Source organism: Rhodococcus sp. 06-221-2 (assembly GCF_002258365.1).
In the GTDB taxonomy this organism is placed as follows: domain Bacteria; phylum Actinomycetota; class Actinomycetes; order Mycobacteriales; family Mycobacteriaceae; genus Rhodococcoides; species Rhodococcoides fascians.
Genome location: NZ_NOYJ01000035.1, coordinates 592,685 through 610,739 on the forward strand (window position 1 = coordinate 592,685; position 18,055 = coordinate 610,739).

General features: G+C 64.5%; 15 protein-coding genes. 6 read left to right on the forward strand and 9 right to left on the reverse strand.

Annotated elements, in window-relative coordinates; all coding sequences use genetic code 11:
- Positions 1–2 precede the first annotated feature (2 nt).
- Complete coding sequence (locus CH281_RS24520) at positions 3–1,058, forward strand: ArsO family NAD(P)H-dependent flavin-containing monooxygenase (protein WP_094695736.1); 1,056 nt, start codon at positions 3–5, stop codon at positions 1,056–1,058.
- A complete protein-coding gene (locus CH281_RS24525) occupies positions 1,055–2,371 on the forward strand; it encodes an FAD-dependent oxidoreductase (protein ID WP_094695737.1) in 1,317 nt (438 codons plus the stop codon). Before CH281_RS24520 ends, CH281_RS24525 begins: the two co-directional genes overlap by 4 nt.
- A 75-nt stretch (positions 2,372–2,446) precedes the next feature.
- Here the strand turns inward: CH281_RS24525 and CH281_RS24530 are convergent, their stop codons facing one another.
- The 3 genes from CH281_RS24530 to CH281_RS24540 form a co-directional block, all read right to left on the reverse strand.
- Positions 2,447–3,193: a sulfite exporter TauE/SafE family protein gene (locus tag CH281_RS24530; RefSeq protein ID WP_027495346.1), complete on the reverse strand. Its 747-nt coding sequence runs from the start codon at positions 3,191–3,193 to the stop codon at positions 2,447–2,449.
- Positions 3,194–3,226: 33 nt separating this feature from the next.
- Positions 3,227–4,888 carry an NTF2-like N-terminal transpeptidase domain-containing protein gene (locus CH281_RS24535; RefSeq protein WP_179274286.1) on the reverse strand — a complete coding sequence of 554 codons (1,662 nt, stop codon included), beginning with the start codon at positions 4,886–4,888 and terminating at the stop codon, positions 3,227–3,229.
- A 107-nt stretch (positions 4,889–4,995) separates the two neighbouring features.
- Complete coding sequence (locus CH281_RS24540; RefSeq protein ID WP_094695738.1) at positions 4,996–6,825, reverse strand: penicillin-binding transpeptidase domain-containing protein; 1,830 nt, start codon at positions 6,823–6,825, stop codon at positions 4,996–4,998.
- Between the two features lie 91 nt (positions 6,826–6,916).
- Here CH281_RS24540 and CH281_RS24545 point away from each other — a divergent pair, with 91 nt between their 5' ends.
- The 3 genes from CH281_RS24545 (at position 6,917) to CH281_RS24555 (ending at position 10,092) form a co-directional block, all read left to right on the forward strand.
- Positions 6,917–7,462: a hypothetical protein gene (locus tag CH281_RS24545; RefSeq protein ID WP_032374791.1), complete on the forward strand. Its 546-nt coding sequence runs from the start codon at positions 6,917–6,919 to the stop codon at positions 7,460–7,462.
- A gap of 133 nt (positions 7,463–7,595) precedes the next feature.
- Positions 7,596–9,242, forward strand: coding sequence for an ABC-F family ATP-binding cassette domain-containing protein (locus CH281_RS24550; protein WP_094695739.1), 1,647 nt, complete (start codon positions 7,596–7,598; stop codon positions 9,240–9,242).
- A gap of 64 nt (positions 9,243–9,306) precedes the next feature.
- Positions 9,307–10,092 (forward strand): alpha/beta fold hydrolase, encoded by a 786-nt coding sequence (locus CH281_RS24555; RefSeq protein ID WP_094695810.1) that lies wholly within the window; start codon positions 9,307–9,309, stop codon positions 10,090–10,092.
- A 288-nt stretch (positions 10,093–10,380) separates the two neighbouring features.
- Here CH281_RS24555 and CH281_RS24560 read toward each other — a convergent pair whose 3' ends face one another.
- Positions 10,381–12,096: an AMP-binding protein gene (locus CH281_RS24560; protein ID WP_371128956.1), complete on the reverse strand. Its 1,716-nt coding sequence runs from the start codon at positions 12,094–12,096 to the stop codon at positions 10,381–10,383.
- Between the two features lie 77 nt (positions 12,097–12,173).
- Between CH281_RS24560 and CH281_RS24565 the strand changes: the two genes are divergently transcribed.
- Positions 12,174–12,647, forward strand: coding sequence for a DUF3995 domain-containing protein (locus CH281_RS24565; RefSeq protein ID WP_218829794.1), 474 nt, complete (start codon positions 12,174–12,176; stop codon positions 12,645–12,647).
- On the opposite strand, the gene CH281_RS24570 is transcribed toward CH281_RS24565, so the two are convergent.
- From CH281_RS24570 to CH281_RS24590, 5 genes are read right to left on the reverse strand one after another with little or no spacing between them, the layout of a single operon-like run.
- The gene (locus tag CH281_RS24570) at positions 12,644–13,750 is read right to left on the reverse strand and encodes an ABC transporter ATP-binding protein (protein WP_027495338.1); all 1,107 of its coding nucleotides are present in this window, start codon (positions 13,748–13,750) and stop codon (positions 12,644–12,646) included. The two genes, CH281_RS24565 and CH281_RS24570, sit on opposite strands and share 4 nt — an antisense overlap.
- Before the next feature lie 11 nt (positions 13,751–13,761).
- On the reverse strand, positions 13,762–14,628 hold the full coding sequence (locus tag CH281_RS24575; protein WP_027495337.1) for a carbohydrate ABC transporter permease: 867 nt from the start codon (positions 14,626–14,628) through the stop codon (positions 13,762–13,764).
- Positions 14,628–15,578 (reverse strand): carbohydrate ABC transporter permease, encoded by a 951-nt coding sequence (locus tag CH281_RS24580; RefSeq protein WP_027495336.1) that lies wholly within the window; start codon positions 15,576–15,578, stop codon positions 14,628–14,630. The genes CH281_RS24575 and CH281_RS24580 overlap by 1 nt, the downstream gene beginning before the upstream one ends.
- Positions 15,575–16,927 (reverse strand): ABC transporter substrate-binding protein, encoded by a 1,353-nt coding sequence (locus CH281_RS24585; protein ID WP_441344194.1) that lies wholly within the window; start codon positions 16,925–16,927, stop codon positions 15,575–15,577. The genes CH281_RS24580 and CH281_RS24585 overlap by 4 nt, the downstream gene beginning before the upstream one ends.
- Positions 16,924–17,949, reverse strand: coding sequence for a sugar-binding transcriptional regulator (locus CH281_RS24590; RefSeq protein ID WP_032367122.1), 1,026 nt, complete (start codon positions 17,947–17,949; stop codon positions 16,924–16,926). Before CH281_RS24590 ends, CH281_RS24585 begins: the two co-directional genes overlap by 4 nt.
- Between the last annotated feature and the right edge of the window lie 106 nt (positions 17,950–18,055).

Consider the following 18,055-nt stretch of genomic DNA (forward strand, 5'->3'; position numbering starts at 1 on the left):
GAATGAACACCGAGGTGGTGGTGATCGGCGGCGGTCAGGCAGGACTGGCCGCCGGCTACTACCTGCGACGAGCCGGTCTGGACTTCGTCATCCTCGACAACCAGACGCACGCCGGCGGGTCCTGGCAGGACTACTGGCCGTCCCTGCATCTGTTCTCGCCGGCCGAGTACTCGCGACTACCCGGTTGGCCGATGCCGGCGTGTCACAGTGGTTTTCCGCCGGCATCGCATGTGGTGGACTACCTGCGGGCGTACGAGAAGAGGTACGACTTGCCGGTGCAGAGGCCCGTCGACGTGAAGTCCGTGCATCGTACGACCGAGGGCTATCGAGTCGACACCGACGGCGAGTCGTACGGTGCCGCAGCAGTCGTCAGTGCGACGGGAACGTGGTCTCGGCCGTTCTGGCCGAGCTACCCGGGCATGCGTGAGTTCGGTGGGACCCAGCTGCATGCCGCTGACTACCGAACGCCGGATCAGTTCGTGGGCAAGCGAGTAGGAATCGTCGGCGGCGGAAACTCGGCGGCGCAGATACTCGCCGAGATATCCACGGTCGCGCAGACCCTGTGGTTCACCAACCGCGAGCCGAGGTTTCTGCCCGACGACGTCGACGGTCGGGTGCTGTTCGATGTCGCCAGCGATCGGTCCCGCACTCTGGCGGCAGGCGGTCCCGATACCGGCGGGGTCGCCGGTCTGGGCGACATCGTCATGGTCCCGCCGGTGCGGGAGGCCAGGGATCGCGGAGTGCTGCACGCCCGGCCGATGTTCACCGCGATCACCACCGACGGCGTCACCGACGGACAGACGACGGAAAAGCTGGATGTAATCCTCTGGTGCACCGGATTCCGACCCGCACTGCGGCATCTGCAGCCGCTGCACCTGCACACCGAAGGATCGGGAATAATGTTGGACGGCAATCACGTTCGCGGTGAACCGACGCTGGAGTTCCTGGGTTACGGCGACTGGACCGGCCCGGCCTCGGCGACGCTCATCGGCGTCGGCCGGACCGCACGCGCAGCAGTGGACACTCTCGTTCGACGAGGAAAGGTAGATCAGTCATGAACGAATACCCCGTAGTGGTGGTCGGCGCAGGCCCCATCGGTCTCGCTGCCGCGGCGCACCTGACCGAAACCGGTTCTGCCGTCCTCGTTCTCGAACGTGGACCGTCGGCCGGATCGGCGGTGTCCGAATGGAATCACGTGCGGTTGTTCTCTCCGTGGTCCGAGGTCGTCGACCCGGCTGCCGCCCGACTGCTCGAACCCACCGGTTGGACTCCGCCGGACGGCGACACCTACGCCACCGGACGCGAATGGGTGGAGCACTATCTCGCGCCCCTCGCTGCTGTGCTCGGCGATACCGTCCGAGTCGACTGCGAAGTGGTCGGCGTCGCCCGCCGGGGACGCGACCGCGTCGTCGACGCCGGACGCGACACCGAACCACTGTCGGTGCATGTTCGCCACTCCGACGGCAGCGAGGAACGCATCCTCGCTCGCGCCGTGGTCGACGCGTCGGGCACCTGGAGATCGCCGAATCCACTGGGCAGCGAGGGGCTTCCGGCCATCGGCGAGAAGGCCGCCGCCGACCGCATCGACTACCGAGTCCCCGATCTGGCCGATCCGGCGATTCGCTCCCAGTTCGCGGGCAAGCACACCGTCATCGCCGGTAGCGGCCACTCCGCGCTGACCGGCATCATCACCTTCGCAGAGCTCGCCGCCGACGAGCCCGGCACGACGCTCACCTGGGCCGTGCGTCGAGGCGTCACCGCGGAGGTCTTCGGCGGCGGTGCGGCCGACGAACTCGCGGCGCGCGGCGCACTCGGCCAACGCGCGAAGAAGGCCGTCGACGACGGTTACCTCACCGTGGTCTCCGGATTTCGCACCGAAGCCGTTGCTGTACAGGGTGATCGGCTCGCCCTCGTGGGCGACGGCGGCACCCGTATCGAGAACGTCGACCGCGTCGTCGCACTGACCGGGTTCCGTCCGGACTTGTCATGGTTGTCCGAAGTGCGCCTCGATCTCGATCCCACTCTGCAGGCACCGAAGTTCGTCGCCGAGCTGGTGGATCCGAACATCCACTCCTGCGGCTCGGTGTCCCCGCACGGCGTCGAGGAACTCACCCAGCCCGAACCCGGCCTGTACCTGGTTGGCATGAAGAGCTACGGACGTGCGCCGACGTTTCTGGCGATGACCGGATACGAGCAGGTGCGCAGCATCGCCGCCGAACTGGCGGGCGATCACGAGGGCGCGCGAAAGGTGGAGCTGACGTTGCCCGACACGGGCGTCTGCGGTGGAGCCGGCCTGTTCGACGAGCCCGACGCCCCCACGACCGGTGGATGCTGCGGTGTCTCCTCAGAAGCTGAGGCACAACTGATCTGAGTGTCCACTATTTCGTTCCAGAAGCGGGATCGCGCCTCCCGGCTGAAATGGTGGACACTCAGATCACCTACGACGTCAGCCGAATGCCTGGTACCCCAACCAGCCGGCGAGGCCGAGTCCCAGAATTCCGACGCCGACGCGGAGCACGATCGGCGAGATCACCTTGACGGTCGGTGGCCCGCAGGCACCGCCGACGAAGCAGCCGATTGCGAGAGCCAGAGCGGCCCACCAGTTCACGTGGCCGGAGAACGAGAAGATGATCGCCGCAATGAGATTGGCGATGCCGAGGAAGAAGCTCTTCAGAATGCTTGCGCGCCAGAACGTGTCGGACGTACAGATCAGCGCCAGGGCCAGGAAGATAACCCCGGCTCCGGCTCCGAAGTAGCCCCCGTAGATGGCGACGGCGAACAGCGCCAGCGGGTACAGCGTCGGAAATTGCCTGCCGCCGGACAACGTTCGGATTTTCGGCTGCAGCAGCAGCGCAATCGCAGCCATCGCGACCAGGAAGGGCACGATGACCTCGAACGATCCCTCCGGAGTGACGAGCAGCAGGATGGCTCCGGTGGTCCCGCCGAGCGCCGAGTAGACGGCGTAGCGAATCAGCTGTTTGCCGTCCTTTGCGAGTTCGGCCGACGAGCTCGTAGTGGCACCCACTCCGGCAGCGACCAGCGCGACGGTGTTGGTGACGTTCGCCGAGACCGCGGGAAGCCCTACCGCCAACAGCGCCGGATAGGACACGAGGGATGCGAGCCCGGTGACGAACCCGATGAGGCCGGCGAAGAACCCGGCCACCACCAGTAGTCCGAAATCGAGCACAGTCACCGAACAAAACTACCGTGCCTAACGATCGAGCCCCTATTCGACGGGGTTCGCCATCTCCTGCAGCAAGCGGCTAGTCATCCGCACTGCCTGATCCCCACCGTCGGCGTCCTCGATGTAGACGGCGAAGGCAACATCGCCGCTGGTCGCGAGCACGAAGCGATCATCGCCGCTCTCCCCGGCAAATCCCTGCACGCCGTCGAACGTATCGAGACCACTGCTGTTCGACGATGCGGCCACGATCTCACGCAGGCGGGCTGCAGCGTCAGGGCCCATGGGCTCGGCTGCGCGGTCTGCCACTGCAGTCTGCCCGGCAACGATGGCCGGCGTGGGCGCGCTGCCGCGGGAGATCGCTGCTGCCATCTGGGCCAGTCCGAACGGTGTCACCGTCGCCTCGGCTCCGGATGCGGTGGAGACGTTCCGAATACCGTCGATCGCGCTCCGGCTGTCGGCGGGGGTGCCGGTGTAGGCGTCGAGACCGGGCATTGCATAGTGAATTCCCAGACCCAGGCGTGCCGCCGCGTCGTCGGCACTGTCGTCGCCCCGGTCGGCCTGTACGGCTTTGATCAACTCCGACGCGGTGCCGGCCGGATAGGAGCCGGCGAACACCACGTCGCCCTGCTCGTTGGCGTAACTGTTCTGTGCCGCACCGAGAATCGCACCGGTCGACGTGGACACCGCCACGATCGACGCGGATGTACCCGCCATCACCACAGCGTTCTCGGCCGCGAGTTGGACGCGCGGATCGAGCGTTGCGTGCAGGTCCGGTCCGCCCGGTCCCTGGAATCCCACGCGTCGTTCACCGGTTCCGTCGACGGTGTAGGTGTCGACGGCCCAGCCTGCGGTGGCGTCGCGGCCGGATTGCCATGCGGCGCGCAGGGAGTCGAGCACCGGGGAGGTGATTCGACGGTCGTCGACGATGAGCTTCGGCTGCGGGGCGACCACCACTCCCGGCACCGCTCGCAGATCGTCTTCGAGAACGGCGAAGTCGTCGTCGCGCAGTGTCACTGCGGTGATCGGAGCTCCGTGGGCCGAATCGAGTTCCTTCAGTAGCGATTCGGAGGTGATCAGCGGCGCGACGACGTCGATGACATCGGCGAGTTGCTGAGTCGACGCCGCCGGATCACTGATCTGGGCGGGGTCGAGAGAGATGGCGTTGATGGTCCGCTCACTCATCAGCACGTTGTTCGCGGAATCGAAGATCAACGGCGGAGCGGCGTCGGTGCGGGTGTAGCGAACCGACCCACCGGAGGTCAGATCCGGAACGAGCGTGGCCGGATCCCACGCGATACGCCAGCCGACACTGAGCTTCTTGGTTGCGCCCTGAGCGCTGTACTTCCAGTCCTTGCCCTCGCCGAAATTCCAGGCGGACGCGAGCGTGAAGAATCCGCTCTCGTCGGAGAGATCCATGTACTGCGTCAGGTCGAAGTCGCCCGTCGATCTACCGTCGGCCGACAAACCGTCGAACATCTGATTCAGAGCTGCCGTCGCGGCGTTCGGGTACGTCGTCAGTGCTGCCGCCGCCGCGACATCGCGGTTGTCCAGCGCGTCGACGAATTTGGAGACCAATACCTCGGCCTCGCTCGGTGGGCGGTCGACCATCCAGAACACGGCCGAGACCGACAGCGTCGCCGATGCTGCAACTGCGACGAGGTAGCGACCGCGGACCTTGCGCGGGCCACGACGGACACGACTCATAGAACTCATGAGTCACAATATTCACTGTAGTCACACGAGTAACAAGCACGGGATTCATACAAGCCGGTCACGATTGAGATACGGAGTGGTCCGTTTACCTCGGGCTGTTACCTCAGAAAGCGTCCTGCAGCCTCGATGGCGGGCGCCGAACTTCCCGCGTTGTTCACGAAGACCGCGAACGCGAGATCACCGGAGATCCCGACGAACCAGCCGTGCGCTCCTTCGTTGTTCGGCCCGAATTCGGCGGTTCCGGTCTTGCCGAGCAGCCCCGGAATGCCGTTCAGTGCCGTGGCCGTACCACCGGTGATGGTCTCGCGCATCATGGCCTTGATCTGCTCGGTGACCTGTGGGTTCACCGCTGCCGGCTGCATGTTTCCCACGCCGGGCTTACCCGAGACGACCGTCGGCGGGAGCAATCCGTTGTTCGCGATCGACGACGCGACCAGCGCCATGCCGAACGGTGACGCAGTCACCTGCCCTTGGCCGATGGCGGATTCGACGCGCTGCGCCGGGGTGTCGGCCGACGGCACCGAACCGGTGACGGTCGTCAGGCCCGGGGTCACGTAGTCGACGCCGAGGCCGTACTGCGCGGCCGCGTCGGTCAGACCGTTCGGCGGCAGGGCGACGCCGAGTCGGCCCATCGTCGTGTTGCACGATTTCGCGAAGGCAGTGTGCAACGGAACGTCGCCGAGCGCGAAGTTGTCGTCGTTGGGAATCTGACGTCCCTCGATGTTCTCCGTCGCCGGGCACGGCAACACGGTGTCGGGGGTGACGGCACCGGATTGCAGAGCAGCCGAGGTGGTCACCGTCTTGAAAGTCGACCCGGGCGGGTAGAGACCGGTCAGAGCAATCGGGCCCTCCGCATCCGCCGCGGCGTTCTGCGCGACGGCGAGAACCTCTCCGGTGGACGGCCGAAGCGCGACGATCGCAGCCTGCTGCGGCACCGACGCCAGGGCGTTCTCGGCCTTGATCTGCAACGCCGAGTCGACGGTGGTCGCGATGTCGTCACCGGTGGAGGCATCGCGACCGGCAAGCTGGGTGACGGTGTTGTCGGCAGCGACCGATTGGATCGCCCAGCCTCGATTGGCCGCCTGCTCCTGTTCCCACAGCGACGTCAGGTCGCTGAGAACCGGCGAGACAAGATTGCGATCGGTGGCCAGCAGCCGAGTCTGTGGCGCCAGGGTGACTCCCGGAACGGCCGCGAGCTGCGCTCCGATGGGATCGATGTCCGCCTGACGGAGCGAGACTATGGTCGCCGAATTACCCTGTGCAGCAGCAACAGACGATGCGACAGACTGGGCCGTGATCCCGGGAACGACAGATCCGACGAGAGCGGCGACGGCCACCGGATCGGCCGTCGCATCGACGTTGACGAGGGTGACGACCTGCTGCGACATGAGCTCGCCGCCGTTGGCATCGAACACCCTGGGCGCGACCAGCGCGTCGGTCGGGGTGAATCGGACCGAGGAATCGGCCGTCAGTCCGGGGACCAAGATGGCCGGGTCCCAGGTGATCTTCCACCCTTGCGGAGTCTCTGCCGCGGTCGCAGACGTCGTGTAGTTCCACTCCTTCGGCTGGCCGTCCGGTTCCGCCGTGCCGTCGGTGGTGGTCGAGAAGCGCCAATCGGCGTTCAGCGTGAACGTGCCCGCATCCTCGTTCGCGTCGACAGCCTCGAAATCGGGAGTGGCCGTCACCGTTCCGCCGCCGGACAGCCCGTCGTACAGCTGGGTTAGAGCGGCGCTCGCGCCCGCGGGATCGGTCGTCAGCGCGGCTGCCTGATCGATGTTCGAGCTGCTGACGGCGGCCGCGAACTGCTCGGCGACCGTCTGCGGCTGATCGGGCCCGCTGTTTCCGCAGGCAGCGACCACCAGCGCCAGTACGGACACGATTGCGGCCAGAGTCGTCGGTCTTCTCGTTGTGCGCACGGAGTCGATCATGCCCCAGGCCTCCGACGAATCGGCGGTGGCGCGAACCCGAGATGGGGTGTAATCATGTAATCAGTATTACTGAACCTACAGAGGAGTCACCATGAAACCCAACGGACGCTCGTTCGGTCGCCCCGGCGGCTGGCAGCACGCAGATGTTCCCGACGCCACCGATGCCGGCGACTGGTTCGGCGGCAGATTGCCCGACAGCTGGTTCGAGGGCACCGCGTCGGTCGAGGTGGATCGCGAAGAGATCGTGGTGGTCGGGACGTTGGCCACCGAGGAGGGCAGTTCACCTGCCGCCACCGAAGGCCGCATCGCCCGATTCCGAGAAGGCACCCGGGCCGAGCGCATGCAGATTGCCGACGAGGCCGAGAAGCGCTACGGACGCAAGGTCGCCTGGGGCGTTCGGACCGATTCCGAGGTAGTCCTGTTCACCCACCTGGCCGTCCCGGTCATGACCCGCCTGCGTCAGCCCGAACGACGCGTCCTCGACACCCTCGTCGATGCCGGAGTCGCGCGGTCTCGTGCAGACGCTCTGTCGTGGGCCGTGAAGTTGGTCGGCGAGCACACGCAGGACTGGTTGGACGAACTGCGCGGAGCCATGTCGACAGTGGACGAACTACGCAAGAAGGGGCCCTCGGTCTAAATCGCTTGCGGATTGCCCACGTTCGGCATTAGCGTGGAGATCGCCTTGTTGCCCACAGATTCGGAGAGGCCATTGCTCTTCCAAAGGTTCTAGACGCCTGCAGTTCGACCGCACGCACACCTTTGGAGCATCCATGCCTCATTCATCTTCCCTCTCTGTCTCCGATCTGACGTTCTCCTGGCCCGACGGCGACCCCGTGTTCGACGCGTTGTCGGCCATCTTCCCCAGCGGCACAACAGGTCTCGTCGGTTCGAACGGTGCCGGAAAGTCGACCCTTCTGAGATTGCTCGCCGGAGAACTGACACCGCAGCGCGGTTCGATCTCGATGCCCGGCGTCCTGGGTTATCTCCGTCAGGACATCGCACTCGACCCCGAGCTCCCGGTGGATCGCGTGCTGGCCATCGATTCGGTCCGAAAGGCATTGCATCGCATCGAATCCGGTACATCTTCCGAGGACGATTTCGCCATCGTCGGATCCTCCTGGGACGTCGAGGAACGCGCCCTGGCGTTGCCGAACAAGCTCGGTCTGGGCGGCATCGTCGGCACCCTCGCAGACCTGGATCGACCGGTCGGCACGCTGTCCGGTGGCGAAGCGATGCTGCTGGCTCTCACCGCGCAATTGCTCGCCGAACCAGACGTACTGCTGTTGGACGAGCCGACCAACAACCTGGATCTCGTTGCACGAGAACGACTGTATGCGGCCGTGGACGGATACTCGGGGGTACTCGTCGTCTGCAGCCACGACCTCGAATTGCTCGAGCGTGTCGATACCATCGCCGAGGTCCGCGCCGAACGCAGCGGCACCTCCCGAGTACGCATGTTCGGTGGAAACTACACGCACTACCGATCGGTGATCGACGCCGAGCAGGAAGCCGCGCGGGCGAGCATCCGAGACGCCAAGAACGACGTGCGCAAGCAGGAACGCGAATTGGTCGACACACAAATCAAACTGGATCGCAGGTTGCGCTACGGCAAGAAGATGGCGGAGCAGAAGCGCGTACCGCCGGTCCTTGCGGGCCGACGCAAGCGGGCCGCACAGGAATCGGCCGGCAAACTACGCGGTACCCACAGCGATCGCGTCGACGATGCCCGGACGTCACTGTCTGCCGCCGAGGATCTCCTGCGCGACGATCGCGAGATACGCGTCGACCTGCCCGCAACGAAAGTCCATCCGGGACAGGTAGTTCTGACTCATGACGACGTTCACATCGTCGGTCCCGAACGCATCGCACTCGTCGGGCCGAACGGAAGCGGTAAGACCACCCTGCTGCGCAGTCTCGACGCCGCCGACGCCGAAGTGCCGTGGAAATACCTTCCGCAACGCCTCGACATCTTCGACGAAACACGCACCGTTGCCGAGAACATCGCCGACGTGGCACCGCACGCCACCGCCGAACAGATCCGTGGCCAACTGGCCCGATTCCTCTTCCGCGGATCCGACGCCGACGCCGTCGTCGCCACCCTCTCCGGAGGCGAGCGACTGCGAGCCGCACTGGCACGAATCCTGCTGGCCGAGCCTGCACCGAAACTACTGATGCTCGACGAGCCCACCAACAACCTCGACATCACCAGCCGCCAACACCTCATCGACGCACTGAACACATTCGAGGGTGCACTGATCATCGCCAGCCACGATCGCCCGTTCCTCGACGCGATCGCCCCTACCCGCACCATCGACCTGACGCCGATCGCCCAGCCCAACGAGTCGGCCGAGTCGGCCGAGTCGGCCGAGTCGGCCGAGTCGGCCGCGGAAACACCCACCCGGGAGGAGTCAATGTGACGTTCGGTGGCCTTTTCGGGGGTCAATGTCACGTTGAGTGGACGTCCAGGGTCAGAATCGGAAGGTGGAATACGCCTCGAATGCAGATGATGGGACGCAGATCGCGTACACGGTGGTGGGGTCCGGGCCGCCGTTGTTGATGGTGCACGGCAGTTTCCTGACGCACACGATTTGGCGGACGTTCGGATATGTGAAGGCGTTGCGCGGGACTCGGCAGCTCATTCTGGTCGACAGTCGCGGTCATGGCCGCAGCGAGAAGCCCCATACTCCCGATGCCTATGCCATGGCCAATATCGTCGGAGATCTGACGTCGGTTCTCGACGCGGTCGGCGCTCCGACCGTCGACTATCTCGGCTATTCGTTCGGTGCGCGGGCCGGTCTCGCGTTGACGGCGGCGAGGCCCGAACGCGTGCGTTCACTCGCGGTGGGCGGCGGTAGTCACGGCGCTCAGGCGGGAGCGTTCGACAGGCTGTTCTTCCCGGGCTGCGCGGACGTGTTGGAGCGCAGCGGCATGGACGGGTTCCTCGAGGCGTGGAACGCGCACCGCATGTTCCCCATCGACCCGGGAACACGAGCGGTGTTCTCCGCCAACGATGCTCAGGCCATGGCCGCGTACATCCGCGCATGCGACGCCGATCCCGGCCTACCCGACGACGTCCTGCAGCACTTCACGCAACCGTCGCTGTTCTACGTCGGCAGCGAGGATCGAACCCGGCTGGGCGACACCCGTGCCGCCGCCGCCCTGGTGCCCGACTCCGAACTGCACATCGTTCGCGGGTTCGACCATGCGACGACGATGGCCGCATCGGCCGAGGTGCTCGAATTCCTCGAGCGGTTCTGGAGCAACTGATCTGAACGCCCACAATTCGCGTCGAGAATCGGGATCCCGCCGCGAGCAGCCAATAATGGGCGCTCACCTCACCTACGACTACCGACCCTGCCAGCCCCACCCACAACTGAGCTCAGCGCCCACAATTCGCCTCCAGAATCGGGATCCCGCCTCCAACAACCAATAGTGGGCGCTCACGTCACCTACGACAACCGACCCTGCCGGCCCCACCCACAACTGATCTGAGCGTCCACAATTCGCCTCGAGAATCGGGATCCCGTCGCGAGCAGCCAATAGTGGGCGCTCACGTCACCTCTTCAGCGCGGGGAACTGGTCGTCACGCCACTCGCTGTCCAGTGGTCCGACGGCTGCGTCCTCGCGGGCGCGCAATTCCACGCGGCGGATCTTGCCCGAGATGGTTTTGGGTAGCTCGAAGAACTCGATACGCCGAACTCGCAGGAACGGGGCCAGGTGCTCGCGGGCGTACTTCAGGATCTCGAATGCCGTGTCTTCGTTGGGTTCCCAGCCAGCTGCGAGCGCAACGTACGCCTTGGGGACGGCCAACCGCGTCTCGTCGGGAGCCGGAACGACGGCCGCCTCGGCCACCGCGGGGTGTTCGATCAGCACGCTTTCGAGCTCGAACGGAGAGATCTTGTAGTCCGAGGCCTTGAACACGTCGTCGGTGCGGCCGACGTAGGTGATGTAGCCCTCGGAATCCCGCGATGCGACGTCACCGGTGTGGTAGTAACCGTCGGCCATGACGGCAGCGTTGCGTTCGGGGTCGCCGAGATAGCCGGTCATCAGGTTGAACGGCTGCTGCGCCAGGTCGAGGCAGATCTCTCCCTCGTCGGCCAATTCGCCGGTGGTGGGGTCGACGATCACCACGGGGACGCCGGGCAGTGGCCGGCCCATCGATCCGGACTTCAGCACCGCACCCGGCGTATTGGCAACTAGCGCAGTGGTTTCGGTCTGGCCGAAGCCGTCCCGAATGTTCAGGCCCCAGTCCTGCTGCACCCGCGAGATCACCTCTGGGTTGAGCGGCTCACCGGCACCGATTGCCTCACGCAGTGAACCACCCCCGCCGGCGAGGTCTGCCTGAATCAGCATGCGCCACACGGTCGGTGGCGCGCAGAACGTCGTCACCTCGGCCCGGCGGATCTGCTCGAGCAATGCCTTCGCGTCGAACTTGCCGTAGTTGTAGATGAAGATGGTCGCCTCGGCGATCCACGGTGCGAAGAAGCAGCTCCACGCATGCTTGGCCCAGCCCGGCGAGCTGATGTTCAGGTGCACGTCGCCCGGGCGTAATCCGAGGAAGTACATCGTGCTCAGATGCCCCGCGGGATAGGAGATCTGAGTGTGCTCGACGAGTTTCGGCTTGCTGGTGGTACCGGAGGTGAAGTACATCAGCAGGCGGTCGGTGGGTGCGGTGACGGACTCGAACGGCCTGGCCTCGACGGAGCGGGCATCCGAATAGTCGACCCAACCGTCGTGGGCGGTAGTGGCGATTCGCAGATAGTCTCCGGGCACGTCGTCGAATTTGCCGGTGTCCGAGGGGTTCACGATCACGGCGCGAGCATTGCCGCGCACCACTCGGTCGGTCAGGTCGGCGGGCCCGATGGCCGTGGTCGTCGGCATCAAGACCGCTCCGAGCTTCATCACCGCGAGCATCGACTCCCAGAGTTCCACCTGGTTGCCCAGCATCAGGATCACCGAGTCGCCGCGGCCGATTCCCTGCAATTCGAGCCAACGAGCCACCTGATCGGAGCGACGCGCCATGTCGTCGAAACTGTATTTGGCCTCGCTGCCGTCCTCTTCGACGATCCACAGCGCGGTGCCGTCGTTGCCACGGGCAATCGCGTCGAACCAGTCGATGGCCCAGTTGAACGTCTCGCCGAACGACGGCCATTCGAAAGTCGCTACCGCACGGTCGTAGTCGCCGTAGGTGTCGAGCAGAAGATCGCGTGCGTTTCTGAATGCCGTATATGCCGAGTCGACCATGTTTCCTCCTGCGCCTGTGATGCCCATCACCGCCACGGTAGGGGAGATGAACAATTCCTCGCTACCCCTGAACGGGGGTGGCAACTCGGCTAGCCTCGATCACCGTGGCCATCCGATTCTTTGCGATCGCGTGCGTACTGGGGATCGTTCACGCCGCGTTCTCCGCCTATTGGGCTGCAGGCGGTCGATGGCTGCTCGACACCGTCGGTGCCTTCGCCACGGAGTGGGTCGACTCCGAACCGGCAACGGCACGAACGGCACTGCTGGTGCTTGCCCTCGTCAAACTCGCCGCAGCAATTCTTCCGGCCCTCGCCTATCTGAACCGGCCGCGCCTGGCAGCACAGAACCGGACGAGGGTGCCGTCGTTGATCTTCGGCATATCCTGGCCCGGCTCTGTACTGCTAATTGTCTGGGGCGGTGCGTCGTTCATCGGAGCGGTGATCGGATTGGTCGTCTCGGACGAGAACCGATCAGTCAAGTACGGTCACCTGTTCTTCGACGGCATCTTCCTGCTCTGGGGCGCAGCGCTTCTGACGGCACTGATCCTGTCCAGAAAAGTCCCGTACCAACCGCGTTAGATGCGCTCCCCCGTCTCAGGGTGGAAGAGGTGGATCGCACCGTCGAGTCGCGTCAGCCCGATGCTCTCGCCGATCTTGGCCGGAGCTCGAACGGCCGAGCGGGCGACGAGTGAGACCGGCCCGCCGTCGAGCCCCTTGACCTTCGGGTCGTCGAGGTGTGCGTAGAGGTAGGACTCGCTGCCGAGTTCCTCGATCAGATCCACCTTGCCCTCGAAGCCTTCGCCGCCGCCCTGCACGATGCCGAGCTGCTCCGGGCGTAGCCCGACGGTGACGTTGTCGAGGCCGAGGCTCGCGAGCTTGGTCAGCTCGTCGCGTTCGAGCGGAAGCAGGAACGAGCCGATCTGAACGCCACCCGAGCCGATGGGAACCGTCATCAGGTTCATTGCAGGCGAGCCGATGAAGCCGGCGACGAATGCGTTGACGGGGTTGTCGTACAGATCTGTGGGAGAGGCGAACTGCTGCAGTTTGCCACCGCGCAACACGGCAACGCGATCACCCATCGTCATGGCCTCGACCTGGTCGTGCGTGACGTAGACCGTCGTGGTGCCGAGTCGACGCTGCAACGCCGCGATCTGCGTTCGCGTCTGGACTCGCAGTTTCGCGTCGAGGTTGGACAGGGGCTCGTCCATGCAGAACACCTGCGGCTCACGAACGATGGCACGCCCCATGGCAACTCGCTGACGCTGACCACCCGAGAGCTTGCCGGGCTTGCGATCCAGGTACTCGGTGAGGTCGAGGATCTTTGCGGCCTCGGCCACCTTCTTCGTGCGCTCCTCGAGGGACACACCACGCATCTTCAGGGCGAAACCCATGTTCTCCCCGACGGTCTTGTTGGGGTACAGGGCGTAATTCTGGAACACCATCGCGATGTCCCGATCCTTCGACGGCACACCCACCATGTTCTTGCCACCGATCTCGATGGCACCACCGTCGATCTCCTCGAGACCGGCGAGCATCCGCAGAGCAGTGGACTTGCCGGAGCCGGAAGGCCCGACCAGCACGACGAATTCGCCGTCCTGGATGTCGAGGTCGAGTGAATCGACGGCGAGCTTGTCGGCACCTTCGTAGACGCAGGATGCCTTCTTGTACGTGATTGCAGCCATAAGACTTTCTCCTACTTGATTGCGCCGAAGGACAGGCCGCGCACGAGCTTGTTCTGCGCGAACCATCCGGCAAGGACGACGGGAAGTGCTGCGAACGTCGCAGCTGCGGAAAGCTGGGCCCAGTACAGGCCCTGACCGGTGATGAATCCGACGAGGTACACCGGAATCGTCTGGGCCTGAACGGCAGTGAGGTTGACTGCGAAGAAGAATTCGTTCCACGAGAAGATGACGCAGATCAACGACGTGGCCGCGATGCCGGGCGAGACCAGCGGCAGGATCACCTCACGTACCGAGGTCCACAGTGACGCGCCGTCCATACTCGCGGCTTCGAGCAGCTCGCTCGGCACTTCGAGGAAGAACGATCGCATCATCCACACGGCGATCGGAAGATTCATCGCGGTGTACAGCACGACCAAAGTCCAGATGTTGTCGAGCATTCCGATGTCACCGACGATGACGTACAGCGGGACGATCGCGGCGACGACGGGCAGCATCTTGGTGGAGATGAAGAAGAACAGCACGTCCTTCGTCTTCTTGACCGGACGCAGCGACAGGGCAAAGGCAGCCGGAACACCCAGCAGCAGAACGAAGATCGTCGAGACGACGGTCGCGAACGCCGAGTTCAGCAACGTCGTGCCGATGCCGCTCTCCAGGACCCCTCGATACTGATCGAGAGTAGGTGTGAAGAACAGCTTGGGCGGGTCGGAGTAGGCGTCGGCCTCCTGCTTGAAACCGGTGAGGACCATCCACAGCACCGGGAAGAAGAACGCGATGCCTGCGACCCAGGCGACGAAGGACCAGATGGACCCCGGGCCCCACTTGCTCTTGCGCTTGATCGGCGCGGAAGTAGTTGTCTTGTCCACAGTTGCGGTACTCATCACGCAGCCTCCTCGGTTCCGCTGAAGCTCTTGAAGATCAGTCTCAGCGCCAGGGTGCTGACGATGATGGTGGCCACGACGGTGACGACGCCCATGGCCGCGGCCTGGCCGATGTCGAAGCCGAGGAACGCTCGCTGGTAGATGTAGAACGGCAGGTTCGCGCTCGCCACACCCGGTCCGCCGGAGGTCATCATGTAGACCGCGTCGAAGGTGTTGACCAGATAGATGGCCCCGAGCACCGCACCGAGCTCGATGAATCGGCGCAGATGCGGGAGGGTCAGCTCACGGAAGAGCTTGATCGGCCCTGCCCCGTCGACCCGTGCCGCCTCGGCAATGTCCTTCGGCATCGACTGCAGGCCGGCCAGGATCAGCAGCATCATGAACGGAGTCCACTGCCAGATCAGGTTCGCCATGACGGCGGGCAATGGGTAGCGCGAGACCCAGTCGATCTGATCGACACCGAACGGGCTCAGCGCGAAGTTGATCAGGCCGAAGACGGGATCGAACATCGTGGTCTTCCAGATCAACGCGCCAGCTACCGGGGTGATGAGGAACGGGGTGATCAGTAGGGTGCGAATCAGGCTGCGGCCGATGAACTTCCGGTCCAACAGCAGAGCCAGGAACAACCCGAGAACCACCGAGATGATGACGGTTCCGACGATCATGATCACCGTGTTGAGGGCGACCTCACGGAACTGGCTGTCCTGGAACACCGCGACGTAGTTGTTGAGCCAGTTGAACTTCTGCGAACCCGGTCGCACGAGGTTCCACGACTGCGTCGAGTAGTACAACGTGAACAGGAACGGAACCTGGGTGACGAGAATGGCGAACACCATGGCCGGCAGCAGCGGGCCGCGGCGACGCCACCCTTCGGCCTTGGAGATCGTCCTCGGTCTCGGTACGAACTCCTCGGAATCGGCCTGCGCCGATCGTGTTGCGGTGGTGGTCATCCCTGGTCCTCCTGGTACGTCTTACCGACCACTTCGGCGTATTGCTGCGCTTGTTCGAGCGCGTCGTGGACGCTGATTCGTCCTGCTACTGCGGCGCTGATCTGTTGACTGACGCGGGTTCCGAGGTCCTGGAACTCGGGGATGGTCAGGAACTGCACTCCGGTGTACGGAACCGGATCCACAGTGGGATTGTTCGGATCCGCGCCGTTGATCGAATCGAGGGTGACCTGACCGTACGCAGCGGACGCCTCCTCGTATTCGGGAATCTGGTAGGTCGACAGACGGCTGCCGGGAGGCACTCGCTCCCAACCCAATTCGTTGCCGACCTTGTTCAGGTATTCCTTGCTGGTCATCCACGAGACGAACTTCCAGGCGTCGTCCGGATTCTCGGACGTCTTCGGGATTCCGAGGGCCCAGGAGTACAGCCACCCGTTGTCGCCCTTGGCGGCCGACGGTGCCTTGGCGTATCCGATCTTGCCGACGACGTTCGACGACGTCGGGTCTTCGAGGACCGACACTGCAGATGTGGCGTCGTACCACATTGCCGTATTTCCCTGCGACAGTTGCGTTCCGCATTCGCTGAAACCGCTCGTCGCTGCGCCTGCCTGACCGTGCTCACGTACCAGGTCGACGTAGAACTGAACGGCCTGTTCCACCTCTGGGCTGTTGAGCTGTGCGTTCCAGTTCTCGTCGAACCACCGACCACCGAATGCGTTGATGACGGTATCCAACGGGGCGAGTACTTCACCCCAACCGGGCTTGCCGCGCAAACAGATTCCCGATACGTCCGGGCTGTCGAGCTTCGCGGCGGCGTCGGCGACTTCCTGCCAGGTGGGCTCCTCCGGCATGGTGATGCCGGCAGCCTCCATCAGGTCCTTCCGGTACATCAGGAAGGAGGATTCGCCGTAGAACGGCACCGAGTACATGCTCCCCTCGTACGACAGCGACTCCTTCAGGGTGGGAATGAAGTCGTCCTCGTCGTAGCCCGGTGTTGCGTCGGCATACTCGGACAGGTTGGTCAGCCAGCCGTTCTCGGCCCACTGCGGGGTCTCGAAGTTGCTGATCATCACCACGTCGAACTCGCCGCCGCCGGTGGCGACCGAGGCGGTGATCTTGGCCCGCGCCTCGTTCTCCGACAGCGACACGAACTTCAGATTGATGCCGGGGTTCTCCGCCTCGAACTCCGGAGCGAGCGAAATGGCGTCGGACATCTGTGAATTGGAGACGATCGCGACGGTGATCGTCTTGCCGTCACCGTCACCGCCGAACGAGCCGGCTCCGGCGCAGCCGGACAGCACCAAGGTTGTCGCAAGCGACGCCGCGACAGCCACTTTCGGTAAAACCCTCACTGAAATACCTTTCCATTGGAGGTCGCCGTTGCAGGAGCTTGCGCAACGAGCCAGCGTGCACTTTCGATGTCGGTCACCAGGATCGAGGCCAGTCCGCCGCGCAGAGCACCGAGGAGCGCCTCGTGTTTACGTTGCCCACCGGTGACGAGCACAGCCCGATCACACGCCCTGATGGCGTCGAGCCCCACCGACACGGTTCGGCCGGGGAGTGATCCTCCGGTATCGATGCCGTCGGCGTCGTAGAACCGTCCGCCGATCTCGCCGACTGCACCGAGGCGGCGCAATTCTTCGAGCACGTCGAGGTCGATGAAGCTGCCCTCGAACAAGGTGGTGGACGTGGAAACGGGACCGATGCCGTACATCATCACATCGGCATCGGTCCCGGCTTTGAGGGCGCGAGAGATCACGGAATCCTGCTCCAACGCAACGACTGTCGCCTGATCGGCGTACAGCGGCGCGTTGAGCCTGATGGGTGTCGCTTGCAGGTACGCAGCGCACCGTCCGAGTGTGTACTCGACACCGGTCTGATAGTCGGCCGAGGTGATGGAGCCGTCGAGTTGTACCACCGCAGCACATTTGGTAGATCGGGTCTTCAGCGAGCTCGCCACCGCCACCGTTTCGGGGCCCCAGGTGAACCCCAGGACGTCGCGATCCTTGAGTCGACGCGAGAGCAACGTCGCTGCCGCTCGGCCGAGGGATCCGTAGCCGGTGTCCGTGCCGTCGATGACGTCCGAGACGACCAACACCTCGGTGAGTCCGAACTTCGCTTCGAGCTCACGCTCGACGTCCGCATGCACGGTGCCCTGCAGATCGTCGGGAACGTTGATCTCGATCGTCACGAGCCCTTGGGAACGAGCCCGCGCGACCAACCGTCCTGCAGTCGGGCGCGAGACGCCCAGCTTCACGGCGATCTCGGCCTGCGTCGCACCTTCGAGGTGGTACATGGTGGCGGCGCGCAGAGCCAGCCGGAGATCTTCTCCCGACCGCGCGGACTTCGCCCCGCCGGGCTCCGATCCGTCCATGACGCCTCCCTGACCAGTGAGCAAATGCTCAGCTCGTGTTCATCTGCTCACTAAGCTAACATTAAGGTGTGATCTACACAACACCCCCTCGCATCCAGCGGCCCGT